The organism is Polynucleobacter sp. MWH-Berg-3C6, assembly GCF_018881855.1.
Lineage (GTDB): Bacteria > Pseudomonadota > Gammaproteobacteria > Burkholderiales > Burkholderiaceae > Polynucleobacter.
Genome location: NZ_JACVPN010000005.1, coordinates 202,602 through 224,879 on the forward strand (window position 1 = coordinate 202,602; position 22,278 = coordinate 224,879).

17 protein-coding genes and 1 pseudogene are annotated in these 22,278 nt (G+C 46.7%); 8 read left to right on the top strand and 10 right to left on the bottom strand.

Annotated features, from left to right (window positions below; all coding sequences use genetic code 11):
* Positions 1-15: 15 nt before the first annotated feature.
* A complete protein-coding gene (locus tag ICN13_RS09160; protein WP_216140044.1) occupies positions 16-483 on the bottom strand; it encodes a DUF1854 domain-containing protein in 468 nt (155 codons plus the stop codon).
* Positions 480-2,825, bottom strand: a complete 2,346-nt coding sequence (locus tag ICN13_RS09165; protein ID WP_216140045.1) for an ABC transporter ATP-binding protein — start codon at positions 2,823-2,825, stop codon at positions 480-482. Before ICN13_RS09165 ends, ICN13_RS09160 begins: the two co-directional genes overlap by 4 nt.
* 203 nt (positions 2,826-3,028) lie before the next feature.
* On the opposite strand from ICN13_RS09165, the pseudogene cphA (ICN13_RS09170) reads away from it, so the two are divergent.
* Both cphA (ICN13_RS09170) and cphA (ICN13_RS09175) read left to right on the top strand, forming a co-directional pair.
* Positions 3,029-5,209, top strand: a pseudogene (gene cphA / locus ICN13_RS09170) (cyanophycin synthetase); the annotation flags it as partial.
* Positions 5,210-5,221: 12 nt separating this feature from the next.
* Positions 5,222-7,792 (top strand): cyanophycin synthetase, encoded by a 2,571-nt coding sequence (cphA, locus tag ICN13_RS09175; RefSeq protein WP_216140047.1) that lies wholly within the window; start codon positions 5,222-5,224, stop codon positions 7,790-7,792.
* Between the two features lie 20 nt (positions 7,793-7,812).
* On the opposite strand, the gene ICN13_RS09180 is transcribed toward cphA (ICN13_RS09175), so the two are convergent.
* Positions 7,813-8,811 carry a class 1 fructose-bisphosphatase gene (locus tag ICN13_RS09180; protein WP_216140048.1) on the bottom strand — a complete coding sequence of 333 codons (999 nt, stop codon included), beginning with the start codon at positions 8,809-8,811 and terminating at the stop codon, positions 7,813-7,815.
* Positions 8,812-8,990: 179 nt separating this feature from the next.
* On the opposite strand from ICN13_RS09180, the gene ICN13_RS09185 reads away from it, so the two are divergent.
* Together ICN13_RS09185 and ICN13_RS09190 are read left to right on the top strand one after the other, a co-directional pair.
* On the top strand, positions 8,991-9,197 hold the full coding sequence (locus tag ICN13_RS09185; protein ID WP_216140049.1) for a type II toxin-antitoxin system VapB family antitoxin: 207 nt from the start codon (positions 8,991-8,993) through the stop codon (positions 9,195-9,197).
* Positions 9,197-9,580, top strand: a complete 384-nt coding sequence (locus ICN13_RS09190) for a PIN domain-containing protein (RefSeq protein ID WP_216140050.1) — start codon at positions 9,197-9,199, stop codon at positions 9,578-9,580. Before ICN13_RS09185 ends, ICN13_RS09190 begins: the two co-directional genes overlap by 1 nt.
* Before the next feature lie 7 nt (positions 9,581-9,587).
* On the opposite strand, the gene pepN is transcribed toward ICN13_RS09190, so the two are convergent.
* The 5 genes from pepN to ICN13_RS09215 all read right to left on the bottom strand — a co-directional run bounded on the left by pepN (position 9,588) and on the right by ICN13_RS09215 (position 16,442).
* A complete protein-coding gene (gene pepN / locus ICN13_RS09195) occupies positions 9,588-12,197 on the bottom strand; it encodes an aminopeptidase N (protein ID WP_216140051.1) in 2,610 nt (869 codons plus the stop codon).
* Positions 12,198-12,247: 50 nt separating this feature from the next.
* The gene (locus ICN13_RS09200; RefSeq protein ID WP_216140052.1) at positions 12,248-12,823 is read right to left on the bottom strand and encodes a TMEM165/GDT1 family protein; all 576 of its coding nucleotides are present in this window, start codon (positions 12,821-12,823) and stop codon (positions 12,248-12,250) included.
* Between the two features lie 106 nt (positions 12,824-12,929).
* Complete coding sequence (ald, locus tag ICN13_RS09205) at positions 12,930-14,048, bottom strand: alanine dehydrogenase (protein ID WP_216140053.1); 1,119 nt, start codon at positions 14,046-14,048, stop codon at positions 12,930-12,932.
* A gap of 12 nt (positions 14,049-14,060) precedes the next feature.
* A complete protein-coding gene (locus ICN13_RS09210) occupies positions 14,061-15,443 on the bottom strand; it encodes an amino acid permease (RefSeq protein WP_216140054.1) in 1,383 nt (460 codons plus the stop codon).
* Between the two features lie 246 nt (positions 15,444-15,689).
* Complete coding sequence (locus ICN13_RS09215) at positions 15,690-16,442, bottom strand: ThiF family adenylyltransferase (RefSeq protein ID WP_216140055.1); 753 nt, start codon at positions 16,440-16,442, stop codon at positions 15,690-15,692.
* Positions 16,443-16,462: 20 nt separating this feature from the next.
* Here ICN13_RS09215 and pdxH point away from each other — a divergent pair, with 20 nt between their 5' ends.
* Positions 16,463-17,098, top strand: a complete 636-nt coding sequence (gene pdxH / locus ICN13_RS09220) for a pyridoxamine 5'-phosphate oxidase (protein ID WP_216140056.1) — start codon at positions 16,463-16,465, stop codon at positions 17,096-17,098.
* Here the strand turns inward: pdxH and msrA are convergent.
* Positions 17,095-17,667: a peptide-methionine (S)-S-oxide reductase MsrA gene (msrA, locus tag ICN13_RS09225; protein WP_216140057.1), complete on the bottom strand. Its 573-nt coding sequence runs from the start codon at positions 17,665-17,667 to the stop codon at positions 17,095-17,097. The genes pdxH and msrA overlap by 4 nt on opposite strands.
* 48 nt (positions 17,668-17,715) lie before the next feature.
* Between msrA and ICN13_RS09230 the strand changes: the two genes are divergently transcribed.
* The 3 genes from ICN13_RS09230 (at position 17,716) to ICN13_RS09240 (ending at position 21,443) form a co-directional block, all read left to right on the top strand.
* Positions 17,716-19,113, top strand: coding sequence for a coniferyl aldehyde dehydrogenase (locus ICN13_RS09230; RefSeq protein ID WP_216140058.1), 1,398 nt, complete (start codon positions 17,716-17,718; stop codon positions 19,111-19,113).
* A gap of 237 nt (positions 19,114-19,350) precedes the next feature.
* Positions 19,351-20,868, top strand: a complete 1,518-nt coding sequence (locus ICN13_RS09235) for a DEAD/DEAH box helicase (protein ID WP_216140059.1) — start codon at positions 19,351-19,353, stop codon at positions 20,866-20,868.
* Between the two features lie 2 nt (positions 20,869-20,870).
* Positions 20,871-21,443, top strand: coding sequence for a chorismate lyase (locus tag ICN13_RS09240; RefSeq protein WP_216140060.1), 573 nt, complete (start codon positions 20,871-20,873; stop codon positions 21,441-21,443).
* Here the strand turns inward: ICN13_RS09240 and ICN13_RS09245 are convergent.
* Entirely contained in the window at positions 21,440-22,264 is an 825-nt protein-coding gene (locus tag ICN13_RS09245) for a uroporphyrinogen-III synthase (protein WP_216140061.1), read from the bottom strand. The two genes, ICN13_RS09240 and ICN13_RS09245, sit on opposite strands and share 4 nt — an antisense overlap.
* Positions 22,265-22,278 lie beyond the last annotated feature (14 nt).

Here is a 22,278-nt window from a genome sequence, read left to right on the forward strand (position 1 = left end):
AAATCCGCTTTGATTCTAGCGGAAGCGATCTAGCAGCTTTTTGCTGACTTTATCCAACTGCGTGGAATCTTTGATCAAAAACTGCAGGCCATTGGAATCAGCAATCAGCAAAGTATTGCCTGCAATTCTGCGAATGTCTTCTTCACCCTTCAGGCGAATACGCGTTGGGCCACGATCCGTTTCTATATCCCAAATGCTTGGCGTCGCAAATGTAGACACCTTCGTAATTCTTTCAATGACCGGCATAAATTCGCGGGCCGCTAACTCTTCTTCAATCAGATTGAGCTCTGCCGATGGAATCAGCGCAACATCTGGATACCAGCATACCTCTTTGCCTGACTGATTCATGATGCCAATACCAGAACTAGGGGCAGTAATTGGGAACGCACGAACTGGATAAACACCAATGTGCCGCTCGCCCTTTGCATCGATCAAAACTAAGCGGCCAAGTGAATCTCGTTCTAACTGATGGGTCTTATTCATACACCACCCCCAATGTTCTTTGCAATCACTTCTAATTTTTCTTCTTGCTTCTCATCTTGGTACTCCTCAAGACTCTCGCCAATGGCGCCACCCTCAACCAACTCGGCCGCATGACGCAGTTGTGCCTGATACAAGGTGTAGTAAGCACCTTGAGCATCCATTAATTGTTCATGTGAACCAATCTCCACAATCTCGCCCTTATCGAGGACTACCAGGCGATCAGCTTTTCTAAGAGTCGATAAACGGTGAGCAATCGCAATCGTTGTGCGACCTTTCACCAAGTTATCTAAAGCGCGCTGAATCTCTTTTTCAGTAGTAGTGTCGACTGATGATGTTGCCTCATCCAAAATCAAAATACTTGGATTAATGAGGAGCGCACGTGCGATTGAGATACGCTGACGCTCGCCGCCCGATAAAGATTGTCCGCGCTCACCCACAAGAGAATCGTAACCAAGCGGAAGTCTCAGAATGAATTCATGGGCGTGAGCTGCACGAGCCGCCTCAATGATTTCTTCCCGAGTAGCATCAGGTTTTCCATAGGCAATATTTTCTGCAATCGTGCCAAAGAATAAGAATGGCTCCTGCAGCACTAAGCCAATACATTTACGGTAGTCAGCAATTCGAATGCTACGAATATCACGCCCATCCAATGCTACTGAACCAGCACTCACATCATAAAAACGGCAAATGAGATTTACTAGCGTGCTCTTACCTGAACCGCTATGCCCTACTAAGCCGATCATTTCACCGGGAGCGATATCTAAATCAATGCCTTTGGATACTGCACGGTTGCCGTAGCGGAAACCCACACCCCGCAATGAAATGCGGCCCTGAACTGGCCCCAATGGTGCCGGGTTAATAGGCTCAGGAACGCTGGACACATGATCCAAAATATCAAAGATACGTTTAGCCCCTGCTGCGGCTTTTTGCGTATGAGAAACAATTCGACTCATCGAATCTAAGCGAATATAAAAACGTCCGATATAGGCCAAGAAAGCAATCAATACACCAACGGTTACTTTTTGGTGAGCAACTTGCCAAATACCAAAGCCCCATACAACCAACAATCCAGTTTCGGTAAGCAGGGTTACGGTTGGAGAAAACAAGCCCCAAACACGATTCACGCGATCGTTAATTTGTAAATTGTGCTTATTTGAATCAACAAAGCGCTTTAGTTCACGATCTTCTTGAGCAAACGCTTTCACCACCCGAATTCCCGGAATGGTATCGGCCAAGATATTGGTCACTTCAGACCATATGCGATCAATCTTTTCAAAACCAAAGCGCAAGCGATCGCGCACCACATGAATCATCCACACAATAAATGGCAAAGGCGCTAGGGTTACCAAGGCAAGTAAGGGATCAATCGATACCAAGATTGCCGCAGTCATGGTGATCATGAGTACATCAGTCGCAAAATCTAAGGCGTATAAGGATAAGAAAACGCAGATGCGATCAGTCTCTGCGCCAATACGTGCAATCAAGTCCCCCGTGCGTTTGCCGCCGAAATACTCTAAAGACAGTTTGAGCAGGTGTTCAAAAGTAGTGTTACGTAAATCAGCGCCAATGCGCTCGCTTACCAACGCCAGCAAGTAAGTCTTCCACCAACCAAGACCCCAAGCAACAATGGCTGCAGCAAATAAAGCAAGCAAATACATGCTCGCCAAATGAAAATCAATTGAGTTGCCACGCTCATACGGAATCAAAACATGATCCATCAATGGCATCGTGAGATAAGGTGGAATCAGTGTTGCCCCGGTGGACAATAAGGTGAGCACAAAACCCAATGCAAGTTGTTTTTTATATGGCTTTGCAAAACGCCATAACTTAAAAAGCGTCCATGTAGAGGGTGGTGCATCATCCTCTGGATCGCACGTTGGACAGGAATCAGAATTGGCTGGCTTTGGACTTAAGCAAACTGGGCAAACTTGTTTATCGTACTCACTGGATTCTGGATTACTTTGCTCTTCACCTTTAGTGAGTTGTTTAAAACTCGATTGAAGACGCAATACTTGTGGATTGACTGCCAGAGTGAAATACCAAGTACGGAGCAAACTATCCGGAGTTTCGAGCCTTAAATGCCCTACTCCTGCATGGTCACCATGGGTTAAATGCCCTCCCTGGCCAATGGACCAAGACTCAAATTGCTTGCCATCGGTCCAATACAGACCGTCTTCATTGAGGAAAAGCAGGCTTTTCTCGAAGCGCAGCTCTGCATCTAAATCCAACTCTACCCATGCCAGCAGAGCGTCTGGACTAGGGACTGGGGATTTTTCGCCCTGCAAAATAGGTTGCCAATAGCTTGGCAAAGCGGGGGCAAAAGGTAGGATTTCTGGCTTCATCGACTCTAAAAGTATAGTGGAGCTAGATTTTTTAGATTTATAGCTACTGTCAACTTTAGCGCCCTAAAAACGTTAAATTAGATAAGTAGGCCTTTTTGTGTATTTTTGCTAATTTTGTGAGCTTTAAATAAAAACTAGAAATAGAGAGACTGTCTGACGCGCCATAGCCAAACCATGGCCCCGCCACTCGCAACACCCCAAACATGCCCCAATTACTCGACAAATCCATTGAGATCCTGAGCGTTAAGCATCTCCGTGGCCCCAATATGTGGACCTACCACCCTGTTATTGAGGTTTGGCTGGATATTGGCGATTTAGAGGACTACCCCTCTAACCTCATCCCTGGTTTTTATGAGCGTCTTGTTAAGGCCCTCCCTAGTCTTGTTGAGCACCGTTGCAGCTACGGAGAAACCGGTGGCTTCTTAAAGCGCGTTGAAGAAGGCACTTGGCCAGCACATATCCTGGAACACCTCACACTCGAGCTACAAAATCTAGCTGGTATTCCGGGTGGCTTTGGTAAAGCACGTGATGGTGATCGACGCGGCGTATACAAAGTGATGGTCAGCGCCATTAATGAAGAAGTCACATTAACCGCTCTCAAATATGCACGTGATTTGTACTTAGCATTAGCGCAAGACAACAAAGATTGTGTTGCGCTTGTCAGTGACATTATCGAAAAACTGCGTGACATTGGTGACGATCTTTTACTTGGACCAAGTACAGCTTGTATTGTGAATGCTGCTGAAGAACGCGGCATTCCCTCAATTCGCTTATCTGAAGGTAACTTGGTGCAATTGGGTTACGGCGCTAAACAACGCCGTATCTGGACTGCAGAGACTGATCAAACTAGCGCGATTGCTGAAACTATTTCTAGAGATAAAGATTTAACGAAGAGTTTATTGCGCAGCGCTGGTGTACCCACTCCTGAAGGTAGAACCGTTACCAGCCCGGATGATGCCTGGGAAGCCGCTCAAGACATTGGCTTACCTGTCGTAGTGAAACCCATTGATGGTAATCACGGTCGCGGCGTATTCATTAACCTCTATACCCAACAAGAGATTGAAGCTGCTTATGCAGTTGCAATTGATGAAGGCAGTGAAGTACTCGTTGAACGGCACGTTGTTGGCGATGAACATCGCCTGCTTGTCGTTGGCAACAAAGTGGTTGCTGCAGCAAAAGGTGAAACTGTTTGGGTTACTGGTGATGGCAAGCACACTGTTCGTGAACTCATTCAAATACAAATTAATTCCGATCCACGTCGCGGAACTACAGAAGAGCATCCACTGAATCCTGTACGTATTGATTCGGCAGTAGAGCTAGAGCTGGCAAGACAGCAGCTCACTGGCGATAGCATTCCTGGTATTGATCACAAGGTGCTGATTCAGAGCAATGGCAACGTTGCTTTTGATGTTACTGATCTGATTCATCCGGATGTGGCGCACCAAGTCGCCCTAGCTGCACGCGTAGTTGGATTGGAGATTGCTGGTGTTGATCTGGTTGCGCAAGATATTGGCCGTCCATTGGCAGAACAAAATGCTGCCATTGTGGAAGTCAATGCTGGTCCTGGCCTACTCATGCATTTAAAGCCAGCCAGCGGTAAACCTCAACCCGTAGGTAAAGAAATTGCCAATCACCTCTTCCCTCCGGGTTCGGACTTCCGTATCCCAGTGGTAGGTATTTGTGGTGAAAATGGCAAAACACCGGTTGCAGAAATGGTTGCGCACTTTTTACGCCTGACAAATGTCTATGTTGGCCTTTCATGCAGTAAAGGTTTGTTCTTCGGTAATCGCGCAATCCCAAATACCAATGCCTCCAACTGGGAAAATGCACGCCGCACCTTACTCAATCGTGCCGTAGAAGCTGTCGTCATTGAAAACAATCATCTCTCAATGCTGATTGAGGGCTTGGCTTACGATCGCTGCCAGGTTGGGGTCGTGCTTAACGTCAATCCAAAAGCCAACTTCCCGCAATACGCAATTTACGATGAAGACCAAGTTTTTAGTATTGTGCGGACTCAGATTGATGTTGTCTTACCAACTGGTATTGGCGTTCTCAACGCTGATGATCCAATGTGCGTTCAGATGGCAGAACTCTGCGATGGTCAAGTCATCTTCTTTAGTGAAGATCCAAATTCTGAAGTAATTAAAAACCATTTAGAAAACGGTGGGCGTGTAGTGCTGGTTGGCAAACAACAAATCACCCTTAAGTCTGGCAAATTAGATCAAAAATCGATTCCAGTACCACGCCACTCAGAATCAGATGCTTCGGCTCCATGGAAGGGCATGAACCTCGGCGCAGCGATTGCTGCTGCCTGGGCACTAGATATACCATTTAACGTGATTGAAGCTGGCGCAGAAACATTCGTGCCAGACCTTACTACTGCAACAGGGGCTTAATTGGAAATCACCCGTATTCGTATGCTGCGCGGCCCCAATTTATGGAGCCGTCACACTGCGCTAGAAGCCATTGTTTCTTGCGACGCATCTGAGCGCTCAATCGACTCTATTCCCCAATTTGAAAACAAGATTCGTGAACGCTTTCCGCAGCTAGGTAGCATGCGTCGTGGTGGTCACAATGAAGTCCTCTCACTTGCCCATGCCTTAGAACACGCTGCACTTGGCTTACAAGCGCAGGCAGGTTGCCCTGTTACTTTTAGTCGCACAGTTCAAACGATCGACGTTGGTGTTTATCAAGTAGTCGTGGAATATACCGAAGAGGTCGTTGGTCGCATGGCCTTTGACTTTGCATTTGCTCTCATTCAGGCGACATTGAATGATGCGCCGTTTGATCTTGCTGCTGCGCTCTCTGAACTTGAGGCTTTGTATGAAGATGTTCGCCTAGGCCCCAGCACTGGATCTATTGTGGATGCAGCTGTCCAGCGCAACATCCCCTATCGCCGCATGACTGAAGGCAGCATGGTTCAGTTTGGTTGGGGTAGCAAACAAAAACGTATTCAAGCGGCTGAGACCAGCGACACCAGTGCAATTGCTGAGGCTATTGCACAAGATAAAGAGCTCACTAAGAACTTACTTGCAGCTGCAGGTGTATCAGTACCGATTGGCGAAGTCGTCACGACCGCTGATGATGCTTGGCGTGCCGCGCAAAAAATTGGCGGCCCAATTGTTCTCAAGCCCAAAGATGGCAATCAAGGTAAGGGTGTTGTTGCCAATATTCAAACGGAAGAAGATATTCGTGCTGGATTTATAGTGACCCAAGGTTTTGGTCGTGAAACTATTGTTGAGCGCTACCTACCTGGTGCCGACTATCGTCTTCTAGTCGTTGGTAATCGCCTCTCAGCAGCCGCTCGTCGCGAACCCGCTCAAGTTGTTGGTGATGGTACGCATACCGTTACCCAATTAGTTGAAATGGAAAATAAGAATCCATTGCGCGGTGATGGTCATGCAACTGCCCTGACGAAAATACGCTTTGACGATATTGCTTTAGCCCATCTAGCCAGCAATGGACTCACCCCTCAACACGTTCCTAAAACTGGTGAACGCGTATTACTCCGTAATAACGCTAATTTAAGTACTGGTGGCACCGCTACCGATGTCACTGATGATGTCCATCCTGATGTTGCTGCAAGTGCAGTAGCTGCCGCACAAATGATTGGGCTGGATATTGCTGGCGTTGATATTTTGTGTGAGTCTATCTATAAGCCATTAGAGCAGCAAGGGGGCGGCATCGTTGAAGTCAATGCTGCACCTGGCTTGCGTATGCACCTTAAGCCCTCCTATGGCAAAGGCCGCCCTGTTGGTGAAGACATCATTAATATGATGTTCCCCCCTGGAGATGATGGTCGCATTCCAGTTGTTGCAGTCACTGGAACCAACGGCAAAACAACTACCGTACGTTTAATTGCACATCTATTAGATGAGACCGGTCTTCGTGTTGGAATGACTACAACTGATGGCGTTTATATTAATCATCGCTTGATTGACTCTGGTGATTGTAGTGGGCCTAAGAGCGCTCGTAATGTATTAATGCATCCTGACGTAGATGCCGCAGTACTGGAAACAGCCCGCGGTGGCATGCTACGCGAAGGACTTGGTTTTGATCGTTGTGAAGTGGCTGTAGTTACCAATATTGGTGAAGGTGACCACCTCGGCCTGAACTACATCACTAGCGTCGAAGATTTAGCAATTCTCAAACGCGTCATCGTACAAAACGTTGCCCCAACTGGCGCCGCTGTTCTGAATGCCGCAGACCCTATCGTAGTGAAAATGGGCGATAAATGTTCCGGTCGGGTCATTTTCTTTGCCCAGAATCAGCACCATCCAGTCATTGCTGCGCATCGTGCCAAGAATAAGAAGGTAATTTACTTTGATGGCACCTACATTGTTGCCTCAAAGGGCTCAAGAATTATTTATCGCTTCCCTGTCAGTGAAATCCCAATCACCCAAAATGGGGTACTCGGTTTCCAGGTAGAAAATGCGATGGCCGCAATCGGTGCTGCCTGGGCTCTCGGATTAGATGCTGAGAAAATTGCTCGCGCCCTCTACAGTTTCGAGAGTGATGCAAACTCAGTTCCAGGTCGTTTCAATCAGTTCCAGCACAACGGTGCAACCGTGATTGCTGACTATGGTCATAATCCAGATGCAATGCGCGCTCTAGCGAGTGCCATTCAGGCGATGAAGCCCAAGAAAAGTCACGTTGTGATTAGCGGTGCTGGCGATCGACGTGATGAAGATATTCGTGACCTAACCCGTATTTTGGGTAATTCATTTGATAACGTGATCTTGTATCAAGATGCTTGCCAACGTGGGCGCGAAGATGGCGAAGTACTGAAGCTTTTACAAGAAGGTTTGGTAGGTGCAACTAAAGCCAAGCAAGTGAAAGAAATTCATGGAGAATTTAAGGCGATTGATACTGCTTTAGAGGATATCTCTGCTGGAGATATCTGCCTCATTCTGATTGATCAAGTAGAAGAGTCGCTCGCCTACCTCAAAGCAAAAGTAAAGCCCTAAGATCAAACTTGGGCTATCGCTTACGAATGGTATTGCCGTAAACGATCAATTTCTTCTTTAGACCCCAACATCACTGAGACACGCTCATGCAAGCCCGTTGGCTGGAGATCCATAATGGTCTGAGTGCCATTAATGGAAGCGCCGCCAGCCTGCTCTACCAAGAAGCTCATTGGATTAGCTTCATACATTAAGCGCAACTTCCCGGCCTTTTTTGGATCACGCTTATCCCAAGGGTACATAAATACGCCGCCACGGGATAAAACACGATGTACATCAGCCACCATTGAGGCAATCCAGCGCATATTGAAATCTTTATCACGTGCACCAGTAGTGCCAGCTAAACATTCTTCAACATAACGGCGTACTGGATCAGCCCAGTGACGCATATTAGACATATTGATTGCGAACTCTTTGGTAGCAGGCGATATAGTCACAGCATCTTTAATTAATAAGAATTCGCCAGTCTCTTTATTTAAGGTAAACATCACTACGCCATCACCCAAGGTAAGGGCCATTGTGGTTTGTGGACCATAAACTACATAGCCAGCAGCTACTTGATGACGTCCCGATAACAAGAAATCAGAAGTTTGCAATGGAGCATTGGGATCTTGCTTCTTCAGGATAGAAAAAATAGTGCCAATGGAAACATTCACATCAATATTAGATGAGCCATCAAGCGGATCAAACAAGAGAAGGTAATCACCAGTGCCCTGTACTGGTACAGGCAATTCCATTTCTTCGGAGGCAAGACCAGCAAGTGATTTACACCCTTTGACGCCATCCATCAATTGATCATTAGCAATGATGTCGAGTTTTTGCTGCACTTCACCCTGTACGTTGCCGCTACCAGCAGAACCAAGCAAACCAATCAAGGCGCCCTGTGCTACTTCATGACTTAAGGTCGAGCAAGTATTGACTACCGCGAGTAATAAATCTTGCAGACCGGCAGGAATAGCGGCGCCTTTAGGTTTAGCGCTTACTAAATATTGCTTGAAGTTGGTATTGGTACTTGAGGACAAAGGCGATTCTCCAAAGTGCTATTGAGATTAGGGTCTATTTTGCCCTTTTCCTGCCATCAACTCTAAAAAGAGCCTCAATCCTAAAAAAATTAGGTGTTTAATCATTTCAAGTCGAGGTAAGGCTATCTTTTGATGTTAATTTAGATGATATAATGCATCATTATTGATGAGGATTAAATATGAGAACAACCGTAACCATTGATGACGACCTTTATCAAAGGGGATTAGATCTCGCCGACCCAGAGATGGATAAAGCCGACCTTTTTCGTGAAGCTATTAATGTTTTTATAAGGGTTCAGGTCGCAAAACGGCTAGCTTCTCTAGGTGGCAAATCTCCTCAAATGAAAAGCATTCCCCGTCGTAGATCAAAGGTCGGGCAGCAATAATGACGATGGTTCTAGTTGATACTTCAGTATGGGTTTCGCACTTTAGAAAATCGAATGCATCTTTTGAGACACTATTAGCAAATGATCAGATCCTCTGTCATCCATTAGTCTTAATAGAATTAGCATGTGGATCACCGCCATCCCCAAGATCTAAAACGTTGGGATACCTAAAAAAATTGCAGCAAGCAACCGTTGCAACGCCGAATGAAACTCTCGACTTTATAGAAAAACATCAACTCTATGAATCGGGCTGTGGCGCTGTTGACGTATCACTTCTGGCCTCTACCTTACTATCGGATAATGCACTGATATGGACCCTAGACAAGCACTTGGAGGGTCTTGCAACTAAATTAGGTATTTCCTATAGTAATCAGTTGCACTAACAAAAGACTAGTTACCCAAAGCCTTACCAACCACTTCTCGCGTATCTGGAGAAAGGGTTGAGCATGCTGCCACGCGCTCTAGAGCTGCTTTCATCTTATCTTGATAGGGCTGGGCAAATAGACGCCAGCGATCCAAGGCCCTTGCCAAGCGTGCTGCAACCTGAGGGTTAATTGGATCCAAAGCTAAAACGCTATCAGCCCAAAACTCATAACCACTGCCATCCACCTGATGAAAGCTTGCAGGGTTATTGGAGCAGAAGGCATGAATCACACTACGGACTCGATTCGGGTTATTCATCTTAAATGCAGGATGCTCACGTAATTTCTTGACATCACTCAAGGTGGGCTCAAGACCATCAACAGGTGGGCGACTTGATTGCAATCCAAACCACTTATCAATGACCAAAGCATCATTTGCAAAGCGTTCATAGAAATCAATTAAGCAGTCTTTTGATTCCTTCGCCCCATGAATCACTAAGCCGGCTAAAGCAGCATAGCGATCAGTCATATTGTCGGCAACGCGGTATTGGTTTACTGCCATAGGCGCCCAAACATCCTTGTTGGCTTCGAGCAACATACTGAGGGCCAAGTTCTTGAGGGCACGCTTACCTGAATCGACTGCATCAGACTTAAATGGCCCAGGTGTTTGCATTTGCTGATAAAGTGCAGCCCACTCTAATTGCAACTGCTTCGCAATTTCCCTGCGGAAGGCACGGCGGGCGGCAAAAATTTTCTGCGGATCTACGCTAGCGCACTGTTCGTAAAGATAGGATTCTGCAGGTAAGGTCAAGGCCAGTTCTTTAAAAGCTGGGTCTAGCTTGGGATCAAGCAATAGCTCACGATAGGCGCTAATTAATCTCTCATCAGGCAAGCGATTGTTCAAAATCATTTGCATCGCTAGTCTCTGAGCAGCCTCCCAGCGATTAAAAGGATCATCATCAGATGAGAACAGTGTTAAAAGATCGGCTTCACTTTGCTCAAAGTCTAAATGAATCGGGGCTGAGAAGTTTCGATTTATTGACAGCACCGGGCGCTCAACAATATTGTCAAAAGTCCAGGTTTGATTAGCTTGCGTCAACTCCAATAACTGCTCTACTTGATGATTGTCTTTAGTAATCAGGCACATTTTCAGCGGAATATGAAAAGGCTTCTTCTCAGGCTGGCCAGTACTTGGGGCACAGCTTTGAGTCAATGTAATTTGATATTGTTTTTTACTTGAATCGTAATGCTCTTGAATCTTCACCCGCGGAGTGCCTGCTTGGCTATACCAATTTCTAAATTGGGTAAGGTCTCTACCATTAGCATCCGCCATTGCCATTAAGAAATCATCGCAGGTGACCGCCTGACCATCATGGCGCTTGAAATACAAATCCATACCCTTACGGAACCCCTCTTTACCGAGTAAGGCCTGATACATACGAACTACTTCTGAGCCCTTTTCATACACAGTCACGGTATAGAAGTTACTTATCTCCTGGTATTCATCTGGGCGAATGGGGTGAGCCATCGGACCTGCATCTTCAGGAAACTGAAGCTGACGTAGCAAGCGGACATCCTCTATGCGCTTTACTGCCCTCCCAGATTCACTACCCATTTGATCGGCAGAAAACTCTTGGTCTCTAAATACCGTTAGGCCTTCTTTAAGGGATAACTGAAACCAATCTTGGCAAGTGACTCGATTACCAGTCCAATTATGGAAATACTCATGCGCAACAACACTTTCAATGTTGGCAAAGTCTGCATCGGTTGCGGTTTCGGGTTGCGCGAGCACAAACTTGGTATTGAAAATATTCAACCCCTTGTTCTCCATCGCTCCCATATTGAAATCACCTACCGCCACAATCATGAAGCGCTCTAAATCCAACTCTAGGCCAAAACGTTTTTCATCCCAATGAATGGAGGCGATCAAGGAATCCATGGCGTGACGCGTTTTCTTCAGATCATGGGGCTCCACCCAGATCTGCAATAACTTCTTGGCGCCACTACTAGTGGTAATAGTCTCCTCAATACATTCCAACTTACCAGCGACCAGTGCAAACAGGTAGGATGGCTTTGGAAATGGGTCTTCCCAAGTGGCGCTATGCCAACCATTTGGCAATTTCTCTGTGTTCAAGAGATTGCCATTGGATAAGAGAACCGGGCACTCAGCTTCACGCGCTCGCAATGTCACGCGATAACGCGCCATCACATCAGGACGATCTAGAAAGTAAGTAATCTTTCTGAAGCCCTCAGCCTCGCATTGCGTAAAGAAGTTTCCATTCGAAACATACAAGCCCATGAGAGAAGTATTTTTTTCTGGGACACAAACGCAAATGATTTCAACAATGAATTTATCCCTACCCTCATTTGGCAAGGAATGGATGGTTAAAAATTCAGGGGTAAGCTCAAGGTGACGATGGGCCTCTCCATTAATCCGCAAACTCACAAACTCTAATTCTTGGCCCACTAAAACCAAGGGCGCCCCAGCTTCAAAACTCTTGCCTGGCAAGACCTCAATCCGACTTTTCACAATCGTGCGTGCAGGATCCAAGGCAATATCAAGCTCTACTTGATCAAAGGTGTAAACGGGGGGACGGTATTCGAGCCGACGAAAGCTCTGGGGCAGATCAGTTTTCATAGGTTTATTTTAAGCCTTGGCTAGACTCGCTGCAGGCCGGTCATAGGCCACTAACCCCAGATTAGCGTGGCAATACCAATCGCAATAAAGGTAGCAGCAGCAACGGCATGCACCCACTTAATGGGCATACGCTTGGTAAATTTTTGACCAATCCAGACTGCTGGAGCATTTGCCAACATCATCCCCAAGGTGGTGCCAACCGTTACAGAAAAAACATCTTCATAACGTGCACCTAGAGCAATCGTTGCAATTTGGGTCTTATCCCCCATCTCCGCTAAAAAGAATAGGCCAACGGTTAGCAGAAATACTTGCCATGCACGATCGGCTACTTTTGATCCGGCCGCATCATCAATATGATCTGGGACAAGGAGCCATAGACCGATACCTAAGAAGCTCAAACCTAAAATCCATCGCATTTCATCTGGAGAAACTAAAGTGGTTAGCCAGTGCCCCAGTAAAGCTGCACAGGCATGGTTGGCAATGGTGGCAATCAAGATGCCCGCAATAATTGCTAAGGCTTGTTTGGGGTAGCGTGCAGCCAACATCAAAGAGAGAAGCTGGGTTTTGTCACCCATCTCCGCTAAAGCAACAACACCAGTAGAAAGAGCTAGAGCAGAAAAATCCATAAATCAAGAGAGCCTAGTAAGGGGTCATTAAATAGTGCGCTGAGATCAGTTTAAATCCCTCGGCGGAGTATCTTCTAGGATCACTCACTAGGCATATGGGATGTGGCTAGGCCATAAAGAGCTCCTCAGCCAAGGCAAACTCCAAACCCTGGGCTTGAGCCACGGGCTTGGAGGTCAATACACCCTTATGCACGCTCAAGCCATTCCGCAAGTGATGATCAAGCGATAACGCTTTCATAACACCTCGATTGGCTAAGGCCTCTATAAACGGATAGGTAGCGTTTGTTAATGCAAAGGTAGAAGTTCTTGCAACCGCACCAGGCATATTGGCAACACAATAATGCAATACACCATCAACTAAGAAAGTGGGATCAGCATGGGTAGTAGGTCTGGAAGTTTCAAAGCACCCGCCCTGATCAATCGCCACATCCACCACTACTGATCCTGGCTTCATCTTTTTCACCATCTCATGTGTCACCAACTTTGGTGCTGCACCACCAGGTAGCAGCACTGCACCAATCACTACATCCGCCTCACAAACTTCTTGTTCTATTAATAAGCTATCAGAATAAAAGGTTCTTACTCGATTGCCGTAAAGCATATCAATCTGACGTAAGCGATCGATGTCACGATCAAAGATACATATATCAGCGCCCATACCGACAGCCATTTGTAAAGCATTGCGTCCAACAACCCCAGCCCCCAAAATCACAATCTTGGCTGGTGATACACCAGGCACGCCTGCCATCAGTACGCCTAGGCCGCCATGCGTTTTTTCTAAATGGGAGGCCGCCGCCTGAATCGACATGCGACCAGCCACCTCGCTCATCGGCGCCAATAGTGGCAGAGCCCCATTCATGGCTGTTACCGTTTCATAGGCAATACAAGTAGCGCCAGAATCAAGCAATGCCTTGGTCTGGTTTGGATCTGGTGCCAAATGCAGATAAGTGAATAAAATTTGATCCTCGCGGAGCATGGCGCATTCTTGTGCTTGAGGCTCCTTGACCTTCACAATCATCCCGGCCTTCTGGAATACTTCTGCCGCACTGTTAATCAGCGAAGCTCCAGCAATTCGATAAGACTCATCTGTTAGACCAATCTGCTCACCTGCGCCACGCTGAACTAGGACAGTATGACCTTGTTTGCAAAGCCCGCTGACATTGCCCGGAGTTAACCCAACCCGGAACTCATTGTTTTTAACTTCTTGAGGCACACCAATAATCATTGCTATCTCCCTTTACTTAAATTCACGATTATTTTTTGTTTTATGGTGTAAGCCAACGATATAAAACATCGCTAGATACACCGCTAATAGGCACGGCCCCAATAACAAAGCGATCCGCGCATCCTCATGAAAACCCATCAGCACAACTACCAAGAAAATGAATGCCAGAGCAAACCATGAGGAATACGGATACCAAGGGGTGCGATACGCAAGATCAGCTGCTTGAGCTTGAGTTAATGAGCGACGAAATTGGAGTTGCGTAAACAAAATTGCAATCCATACCATTAAACCCACAAAGGTCACTGCAGCCATGATGTATTGGAATGCCTTATCAGGTACAAAGTAGTTCAAGACAACGCCTGTCATACAAACTGCAACAGTGACGATCACTGCCCGATGGGGGACGCCGTACTTGGATAGCTTTGCAAACGGGGCTGGAGCATAGCCATTGCTAGAGAGCGAGTACAAAATTCGACCACCGCTGAAGATCCCAGCGTTGCATGATGAGAGCGCCGCAGTAATCACCACAAAGTTGATCAAGCCGGCCGCTTCCCGTAAACCGATACGCTCAAACATCACTACAAAGGGGCTACCCTGCTGCCCCACTTCATTCCACGGGAAAATCGCCAGAATGACCAAGATCGCGCCCATATAAAAAATTAAGATGCGCCACGCTAGTGAATCGATCGCCATGGGGATTGTTTTGCGCGGGTTCTCGGCCTCACCAGCAGATAAGCCAATCATCTCAATACCAACGTAGGCAAATAAAACCATCTGCAGTGAGAGCAACATACCGCTGATGCCATTCGGAAAAAAGCCGCCGTGTTGCCACAGATTACTTAAACCAATCGGCTGCCAATCATTGGTAAAACCAAACAAAATCACTGATCCACCGAGAGCAATCATGGCAATAATCGCAACCACTTTAATCAGAGCAAACCAGAATTCAAATTCACCGAATACTTTGACAGCAATGAGATTAATTAAGCCCATCATCACAATCGATGACAGCGCCCAAACCCACTGTGGCGTCTCTGGGAACCAAATAGCCATATAAATGCCGACCGCAGTGACCTCGGCAATGCCAACCACAACCCAATACGTCCAATAACCCCAGCCGACCATATAGCCTGCCAATGGACCAACATAGTTATTGGCATAAGCGGCGAAGGATCCAGCGACAGGCTCATGTACCGCCATTTCACCAAGTGCGCGCAATACGATGAAGGCGACAATTCCTGCCAGTAGATAACCCAAGAGAATCGACGGTCCAGCAATTTTGATTGCACTTGCTGACCCTAGAAATAAACCAACGCCAATCGTTGACCCTAATGCCATCAAGCGAATGTGTCTTACTTTGAGATGGCGTTTTAAGCCAGTGTGTTCAGTCTGCAAAAGAGACCTCCTTTCGATTTGTAGTTGGCTGAGTTACCAACGAGGCAAAGTCTAGGGAGTGCCTGGCAGATGTACTAGGGGATAAAAATATCTAAAGTGATTAAATATATAAAAGGGGGAATGCTTAAATGAGAAATGTCTTTCAAATCAAGACTAATGAAGGTCAGAAATTATTTCTGACTGCAAAAGAATCAGTAATTTCCTACAGGGAATCCCCTTAAGGAATTAGTGCAAACAAAGCTGTAATTAGGCTTGAGCGGCGATGAGATTCAAAATTTCAGCAGCAGCAGCAAGGCCGCAGGCTGCAGTCACCATCACGGTGGAGCCATAACCAGAGCATGCCAAGCCACCATTAGCAGCACCAGCTCTAGGCTCATGTGAGTAAACCGCACGAATCCCAATTTTTTTCTTTAGGTTTCTGGAGAGGCCATGATCTTGCCTCAGTCCTTGCCTTACTTTTGCCAATAAGGCATCTTGCTCGGTTCGAGAGAGATCATCGCAACGTACCGACGTTGGATCGGATTTACCGCCCGCCGCTCCACACATGACTAAGGCACGATTATTTTTGTTTGCCCATACCGATAAAGCAATTTTGGTTTGCACTGAGTCGGTAGCATCCAATACCAGCGCATCATGCGGTATGAGTACATCTAAATTTTCTGAAGTTAAAAATTCATCGCAAGGAGTTAATTTGATCTCTGGATTAATTTGCAAAATACGCTGCGTCATCGCTTCGACTTTAGCTTTACCGTACTGACCTTCAAGAGCATGCAATTGGCGATTGGTATTACTCTCTGCAATGTGATCAAAGTCCACCAAGACTAGGTGCCCAATTCCAGTTCGAGCTAGTGCCTCAGCCGCCCAGGAACCGACCCCACCTAATCCAGCTACCAGCACCGTAGCATTGCGAAAACGTTCACGCAGCTCTGGGCCATAGAGCCTAGAGACCCCACCAAAACGGCGATCTTCCGTACTTTCTTCTATCTTGTCTTCTGCCATAGCTTCTTTATACTGAAAAAATGGACTCCATTGCTCAACTTCGCAAAAACTATACCTTTGGCCAGCTTTCAGAAACTGATGTTCCAGGCAATCCACTTCCGCTTTTCCAACTTTGGTTTGACCAAGCGGTAAGAGCAGAGTGCCCTGAACCCAATTCCATGACTTTGGCTACTGCCGATAAAGCCGGAAATCCATCAGCACGTATTGTCTTACTAAAAGGCGCAGACCAAAATGGTTTCACCTTTTTTACCAACTATGAGAGCCAAAAAGGCAAAGAATTAGCGATCCGACCTCAAGCTGCACTCCTTTTTCATTGGCATGAATTAGAGCGCCAAGTACGAATTCAAGGAGTTGTAGAGCGCGTGAGCGCCGCAGAAAGTGATGAATACTTCCATTCTCGTCCTGCAGCATCAAGAATTGGCGCTTGGGCCTCCCCGCAAAGTTCGGCTATTCCAAATCGCGAATTTCTAGAAGAAGCTGAGAAACAGTTCAAAGCAGAATTCGGGGATGCCCCACCGCGGCCCGAGCATTGGGGTGGATATCGCTTACGCCCAACTGAAATTGAATTCTGGCAAGGTCGCCCTTCCAGATTGCATGATCGTATTCACTATAAGTTGAATGGATCGAGCTGGCAGATAAACCGCCTAGCGCCTTAGGAATACTGGGGCGATATCAGTGATTTAAATTTCGCTCTGAACTTGGCTAATTTAGGTGCAACGACTGCCCTGCAATAACCTTGATTGGGATGTTGCACAAAGTAATTCTGGTGATAGTCCTCAGCAGGAAAAATCGTTGGTGCCACATCAATTTGTGTCACTACAGGTCTAGAATAAATTTTAGAATCATCAAGCTCTTTGACGACCTCATGCGCAATGTTGGATTGCTCATCGCTATGCGTAAAGATGACTGATCGATATTGAGTGCCATGGTCATTGCCTTGATAGTTCAATGTGGTGGGATCATGAATTACAAAAAAGATCTCCAATAGATCTCTGAAAGAGATGACCTGGGGATCAAACATAATGTCCACAATCTCTGCGTGTCCAGTAACGCCAGTGCAAATCGCTTCATACGTAGGGTTCGGTCTAGCACCTCCAGCATATCCAGAAACGACTGATTTAACCCCTGAAATTTGCTGGTAAACAGCCTCAAGGCACCAAAAACAGCCGCCGCCCAAGGTGGCACGCTCTAAAGTAGTTTGGTTTTTATCAAAAGTTTCGTTCATGGCTTTATCCTAATGCCTTATTTCAATATCTGCCAACTATCTAAAACTATGAATCGCTTCACCATCCAACTTGATGAGATCAAGGCAGCCTATGCTGCTGAACCAAACCCTAGCCTTGAGGTCAGACTGGAGCGTATTGGCCGCATCGAGAAGATGATTGAGGCTAATGAAGAGAAGATCTGCAAAGTGCTAACAGCAGACTTTGGGGTTCGTCACCCCATTGAAACGCGCCTTGCTGAATTTCAGATGGTGTATCAGGCCTGCAAGTACACCCGCAAACATCTCAAAGAATGGATGAAGCCCGTACAGGTAGAAATTCCTTCCTATATGGGCTCCTCAGATGCATGGGTGCAAAGCCAATCTATTGGTGTTGTTGGAATCATGAGCCCCTGGAACTACCCAGTTCAATTAGCCCTAGTTCCTGCCATTGCTGCACTTGCTGCAGGCAATCGAGTTTGGCTCAAGCCGTCTGATCGCAGCTCTCGTACTTCCGGATTTTTAGCGGGTTTGATTCAAGAATATTTTCACTCTAGTGAATTTTGCGTTAGCACGGGCGAGGCTGACGTTGCAGAACAATTCGCTGCGCTTGCGTTTGACCACCTCCTGTTCACCGGCTCAGAAGCCGTTGGTAAAAAAGTGATGCGCGCTGCTGCCGAAAACCTCACTCCAGTAACACTAGAGCTTGGTGGTAAAACACCGGCGATCATTGATCCAAGCGCCAAACTTCAAGATGCGGCCGCTTCTATTGTTTACGGCAAACTACTAAATAGTGGTCAAACTTGCATTGCCCCAGATTACATACTGATGGAGCAAGCTAATCAAACTGCCTTTATTCAAGAACTGCAGTCTGCAGCCCAAACTCAATTTAGCAATCCAGAAGAGCTCACAGGCCCAATTGATGACGCCCAGTTGGAATACTGGCAACACTTAGTTAGCGATGCGGTAGATCGTGGCGCAAGAACTATTCCATTACTCAATAATCCATCTGCAGGTGCAAGACGGTTTGAGCCTGTTGCGCTTGTTGATGTATCACCTCAAGCTCGCGTTCTACATGAAGAAATCTTTGGGCCGATTCTTCCAATAGTGACCATTGCAGATACTGCTGCAGCCATTGCTTATGTTAATCATGGACCGCGTCCTCTAGCACTCTACTGGTTTGGTAAAGATAAAAAGAATATGCAGCGCGTTCTAGAGGAAACTCACTCTGGTGGCGTCACCATTAATGACACCTTATTACACGCCACTGTAGAGACACTGCCATTTGGTGGAATTGGGGCCAGCGGCATGGGCTCGTATCACGGCAAAACAGGCTTTGACACCTTTAGTCATGCAAAACCCATTTTGGAAGTACGTGGCTTATTGGGCAGCAATCTTCTCAAGGGCACCAAACCAGCTCACCCGCCCTACGGCAAGAAGGTTGAGCGTCTAATACGCAGACTAAAGTAATTAATTCGGGAAAACCCTTGTAATCACCCTCTCAAACTGTCATAATGGGAGGCTTTTTAAAGCAATTTGATTCATCGCCCCCCAGCTATATTTCAGCGCTCCGTTTAGAAGTCATAAACACCGAAGTTCATAAAACGCGCTGCCGCCTGTCTGATGGTCGATGCCTTTGACCATCGCATCCTATAAAACCATGGATGCAACATACGGAGACATCCCTTTCAGGGGATGTGTAATAGCATGACTTTTTCTAAAGAAACTAAACACGAGTCGAAAGACTCAAAAAGCGCTGGAAATGAATTCCAGAATTTCGCCCTAGCGGCATCACTCCTTAAAAACGTTGCTGAACTGGGTTTTACCCAAGCCACTTCCGTGCAGGCTCAGGTTATTCCTGCTGCTTTAGCTGGTGGTGACTTATTGGTCAGCAGCCAAACCGGTAGCGGCAAAACCGCAGCCTTTTTATTGCCTTTGATTAATCAACTCATCGAAGACAACCCGAACAATTCACCTGTACCAGGTCGCGCACAACCTAAAGTGTTAGTACTTTGCCCTACTCGTGAATTAGCTCAACAGGTTGCCGCCGATGCAGTGAACTTAGTTCGTGGCATGAAAGGGATCCGCATTGCAACCGTCATGGGTGGTATGCCTTATGGCAAACAAATTCAAGCCCTCAAAGGCGCCTTGTTAGTTGTTGCAACCCCAGGTCGTTTGCTCGACTTGTGCGATAGCAAAGCAATTCGCTTAGATGATGTAAAACAACTCGTGATTGATGAAGCTGATCGCATGCTCGACATGGGATTTGCTGATGACCTCGAGGCCATTGATAAGCGCTGTGCAGGCCGCAATCAAACTTTGATGTTCTCTGCAACCTTTGCCCCAAAGATTATGTCTTTAGCAAATGCATTAACTACAGATGCGAAACGTATTGAACTTGCTCACGCAGGTGAAAAGCATGCCAACATCGAGCAGAAGTTGCATTGGGCTGACAGCATGTCACACAAGCATAAGTTGCTTGAGCACATTTTGGCTGATGCCACTTTGGATCAAGCAGTTGTGTTTGCAAGCACCCAAGTTGAAAGCGAAAAAATCGCTGATACCCTGCGTGCCAATGGCTACGAAGCAAGCGCCTTACATGGTGCAATGCCTCAAGCTGTTCGTATGCGTCGTCTTGAGTCTTTACGTAAAGGTCATACCAAGATTTTGGTGGCGACTGACGTAGCAGCTCGCGGTATTGATGTACCCCGCATTAGTCACGTGATTAACTTTGGCTTGCCAATGAAACCTGAAGACTATACGCACCGCATTGGTCGTACCGGTCGCGCTGGTCGCAATGGTGTAGCAATCACTTTAGTTGAACATCGTGATCGCGCTAAGATTCGCAATATTGAGCGTTTTACACAGCAAGATATCGTGGCATCTGTCATCGCTGGTCTAGAGCCACAAGCAAAGCCTAGCTTTGGTGGTGGCGGTCGTCCTGGCGGCCGCTCTGGTGGCGGTGGTGGTCGTTCTGGCGGCGGCGGTGGACGTTATGGCTCAGGCGCACGCTCTGAATCACGTTTCGGTGGTGGCGGTGGCGGTGGTAATCGTTCAGGCAATCATTTCGAAGCACGTTCGAATGGTTCTGCCGATTCACGTCCAGCACGCTCTGCTGACTCACGCCCTGCTCGTTCCGCTGACTCACGTCCGGCGCGTCCTGCAGGTCCACGTTTTGCTAAACCAAAGTCTGGCGGTCAACGTCGGAACTTTAGTGGTAGCTAAAAATGATTCGCCGTAATCGTCTCCGTTCTGCATGGAATCGAGTCGGTTCCGGTGAAATTCATCGGGCGCCACGAAAGTGGCAACCTTGGCTTAGCGATACTGGGTCACTCACCCAAAAAATTGAGAAAGCAGTTGGTCAAAAACTCGAAGTTCACGTTTTGCGAGACTGCCCTCAATCACTCAATAGCGACGAGAGTCGCTATTTCCATTTCAAGATTAGACGCTGCAGAGTACGTGAAGTACTATTGTGCGCAAATAATATTCCCCTAGTGATGGCGCATAGCGTTATTCCCACCCTAAGCTCTAGTGGTAGCAATCATGCTGTGCTGCGGCTGGGTAGCAAGCCTTTAGGCGCAGTACTCTTTGCCAAAACGCGTAAGCACTCTAAAGCAAAACCGCCACGAGATATTGCACGCTTAGATAAAAGTAGTGCTTTGTGGAAACGGTGTTCCAAGAATTACCCTAAATTGAGTTCGCCCTTATGGGCTCGTCGCACCCTCTATCAACTCAAGGGGCATCCAATACTAGTAAATGAAATTTTCTTGCCAGCTTTGCTTCAATACTCAAAAGCTTAGATTGTTAGCCAGGCTAAACTGGCTTTAATGAGAGCTTCATCACCAGGATCGGTGGTGAATACTTCACCAAATCCAATTTTCTCTGCCGCATCTGCAATATTGTGATGTGAGCATAAGGCACTTGCATTTTGTAGGCCTTGCGGAAATTGATCCTTTACTGCTTGACCTAAATAACGCACCGCTTCGGATGAAGTCAGCAACCACAGTGATTTTGAAAAATCCATCTCATGGATCGCATGCCAAGCAGGGTTATCAAGGTCTAAAGGTACACGAGTATATGTAGAAATCGCATCTACTGTTGCCCCAGCCTTTGTAAGTGTGTCAGCCAACCAATCTCGACCGCCCTCGCCTTTAAAGATAATGACTTTCTTCTTGCTCCAGTCCCAGCCAAGAGCCTGTAACTCCTGCCATAAGCCCTCTGAATCCCACTGCTCATTATTCTGAGGAATGATTACGGGGGTAGGATTTTTTTCTTCGCCAATACCATGATTTTGTAGTGCTAATTTGCTACTGCCACCCATCACTCCAACGGGAATAATCTTCTTGGAAAATTCTTGCCAATCACGCTCCAATAAACGCATGACACACTCAATGGCATTGGGACTAACGAAGATTGCAAGATCTGTATCGGTTAAAGCGGTAGCAATATGATCTGCAAGATGATCATCCGCCTTAGGAACAATTGTGAGCAATGGCAATGAAACGATTTCTGGAAGACTGCGCTTAGCAACGCCACTTTGCTCGATAGCATTCGTGAGCATCTCGATGAGCTGACGACCTTGACCGCTAGGCCTGGTGACGATGATGGTGTTAGTACTCATCGCTACTAATATTA

What these genes read in the sequence shown, in the direction of transcription:
- ICN13_RS09235 (WP_216140059.1), top strand. Translation starts at nt 19,351, where the DNA reads ATGACTTTTTCTAAAGAAACTAAACACGAGTCGAAAGACTCAAAAAGC.
- pdxH (WP_216140056.1), top strand. Translation starts at nt 16,463, where the DNA reads ATGGACTCCATTGCTCAACTTCGCAAAAACTATACCTTTGGCCAGCTT.
- ICN13_RS09240 (WP_216140060.1), top strand. Translation starts at nt 20,871, where the DNA reads ATGATTCGCCGTAATCGTCTCCGTTCTGCATGGAATCGAGTCGGTTCC.
- ald (WP_216140053.1), bottom strand. Translation starts at nt 14,048, where the DNA reads ATGATTATTGGTGTGCCTCAAGAAGTTAAAAACAATGAGTTCCGGGTT.
- ICN13_RS09190 (WP_216140050.1), top strand. Translation starts at nt 9,197, where the DNA reads ATGACGATGGTTCTAGTTGATACTTCAGTATGGGTTTCGCACTTTAGA.
- ICN13_RS09160 (WP_216140044.1), bottom strand. Translation starts at nt 483, where the DNA reads ATGAATAAGACCCATCAGTTAGAACGAGATTCACTTGGCCGCTTAGTT.
- ICN13_RS09165 (WP_216140045.1), bottom strand. Translation starts at nt 2,825, where the DNA reads ATGAAGCCAGAAATCCTACCTTTTGCCCCCGCTTTGCCAAGCTATTGG.
- ICN13_RS09245 (WP_216140061.1), bottom strand. Translation starts at nt 22,264, where the DNA reads ATGAGTACTAACACCATCATCGTCACCAGGCCTAGCGGTCAAGGTCGT.
- ICN13_RS09230 (WP_216140058.1), top strand. Translation starts at nt 17,716, where the DNA reads ATGAATCGCTTCACCATCCAACTTGATGAGATCAAGGCAGCCTATGCT.
- ICN13_RS09200 (WP_216140052.1), bottom strand. Translation starts at nt 12,823, where the DNA reads ATGGATTTTTCTGCTCTAGCTCTTTCTACTGGTGTTGTTGCTTTAGCG.
- msrA (WP_216140057.1), bottom strand. Translation starts at nt 17,667, where the DNA reads ATGAACGAAACTTTTGATAAAAACCAAACTACTTTAGAGCGTGCCACC.
- ICN13_RS09185 (WP_216140049.1), top strand. Translation starts at nt 8,991, where the DNA reads ATGAGAACAACCGTAACCATTGATGACGACCTTTATCAAAGGGGATTA.
- pepN (WP_216140051.1), bottom strand. Translation starts at nt 12,197, where the DNA reads ATGAAAACTGATCTGCCCCAGAGCTTTCGTCGGCTCGAATACCGTCCC.
- ICN13_RS09215 (WP_216140055.1), bottom strand. Translation starts at nt 16,442, where the DNA reads ATGGCAGAAGACAAGATAGAAGAAAGTACGGAAGATCGCCGTTTTGGT.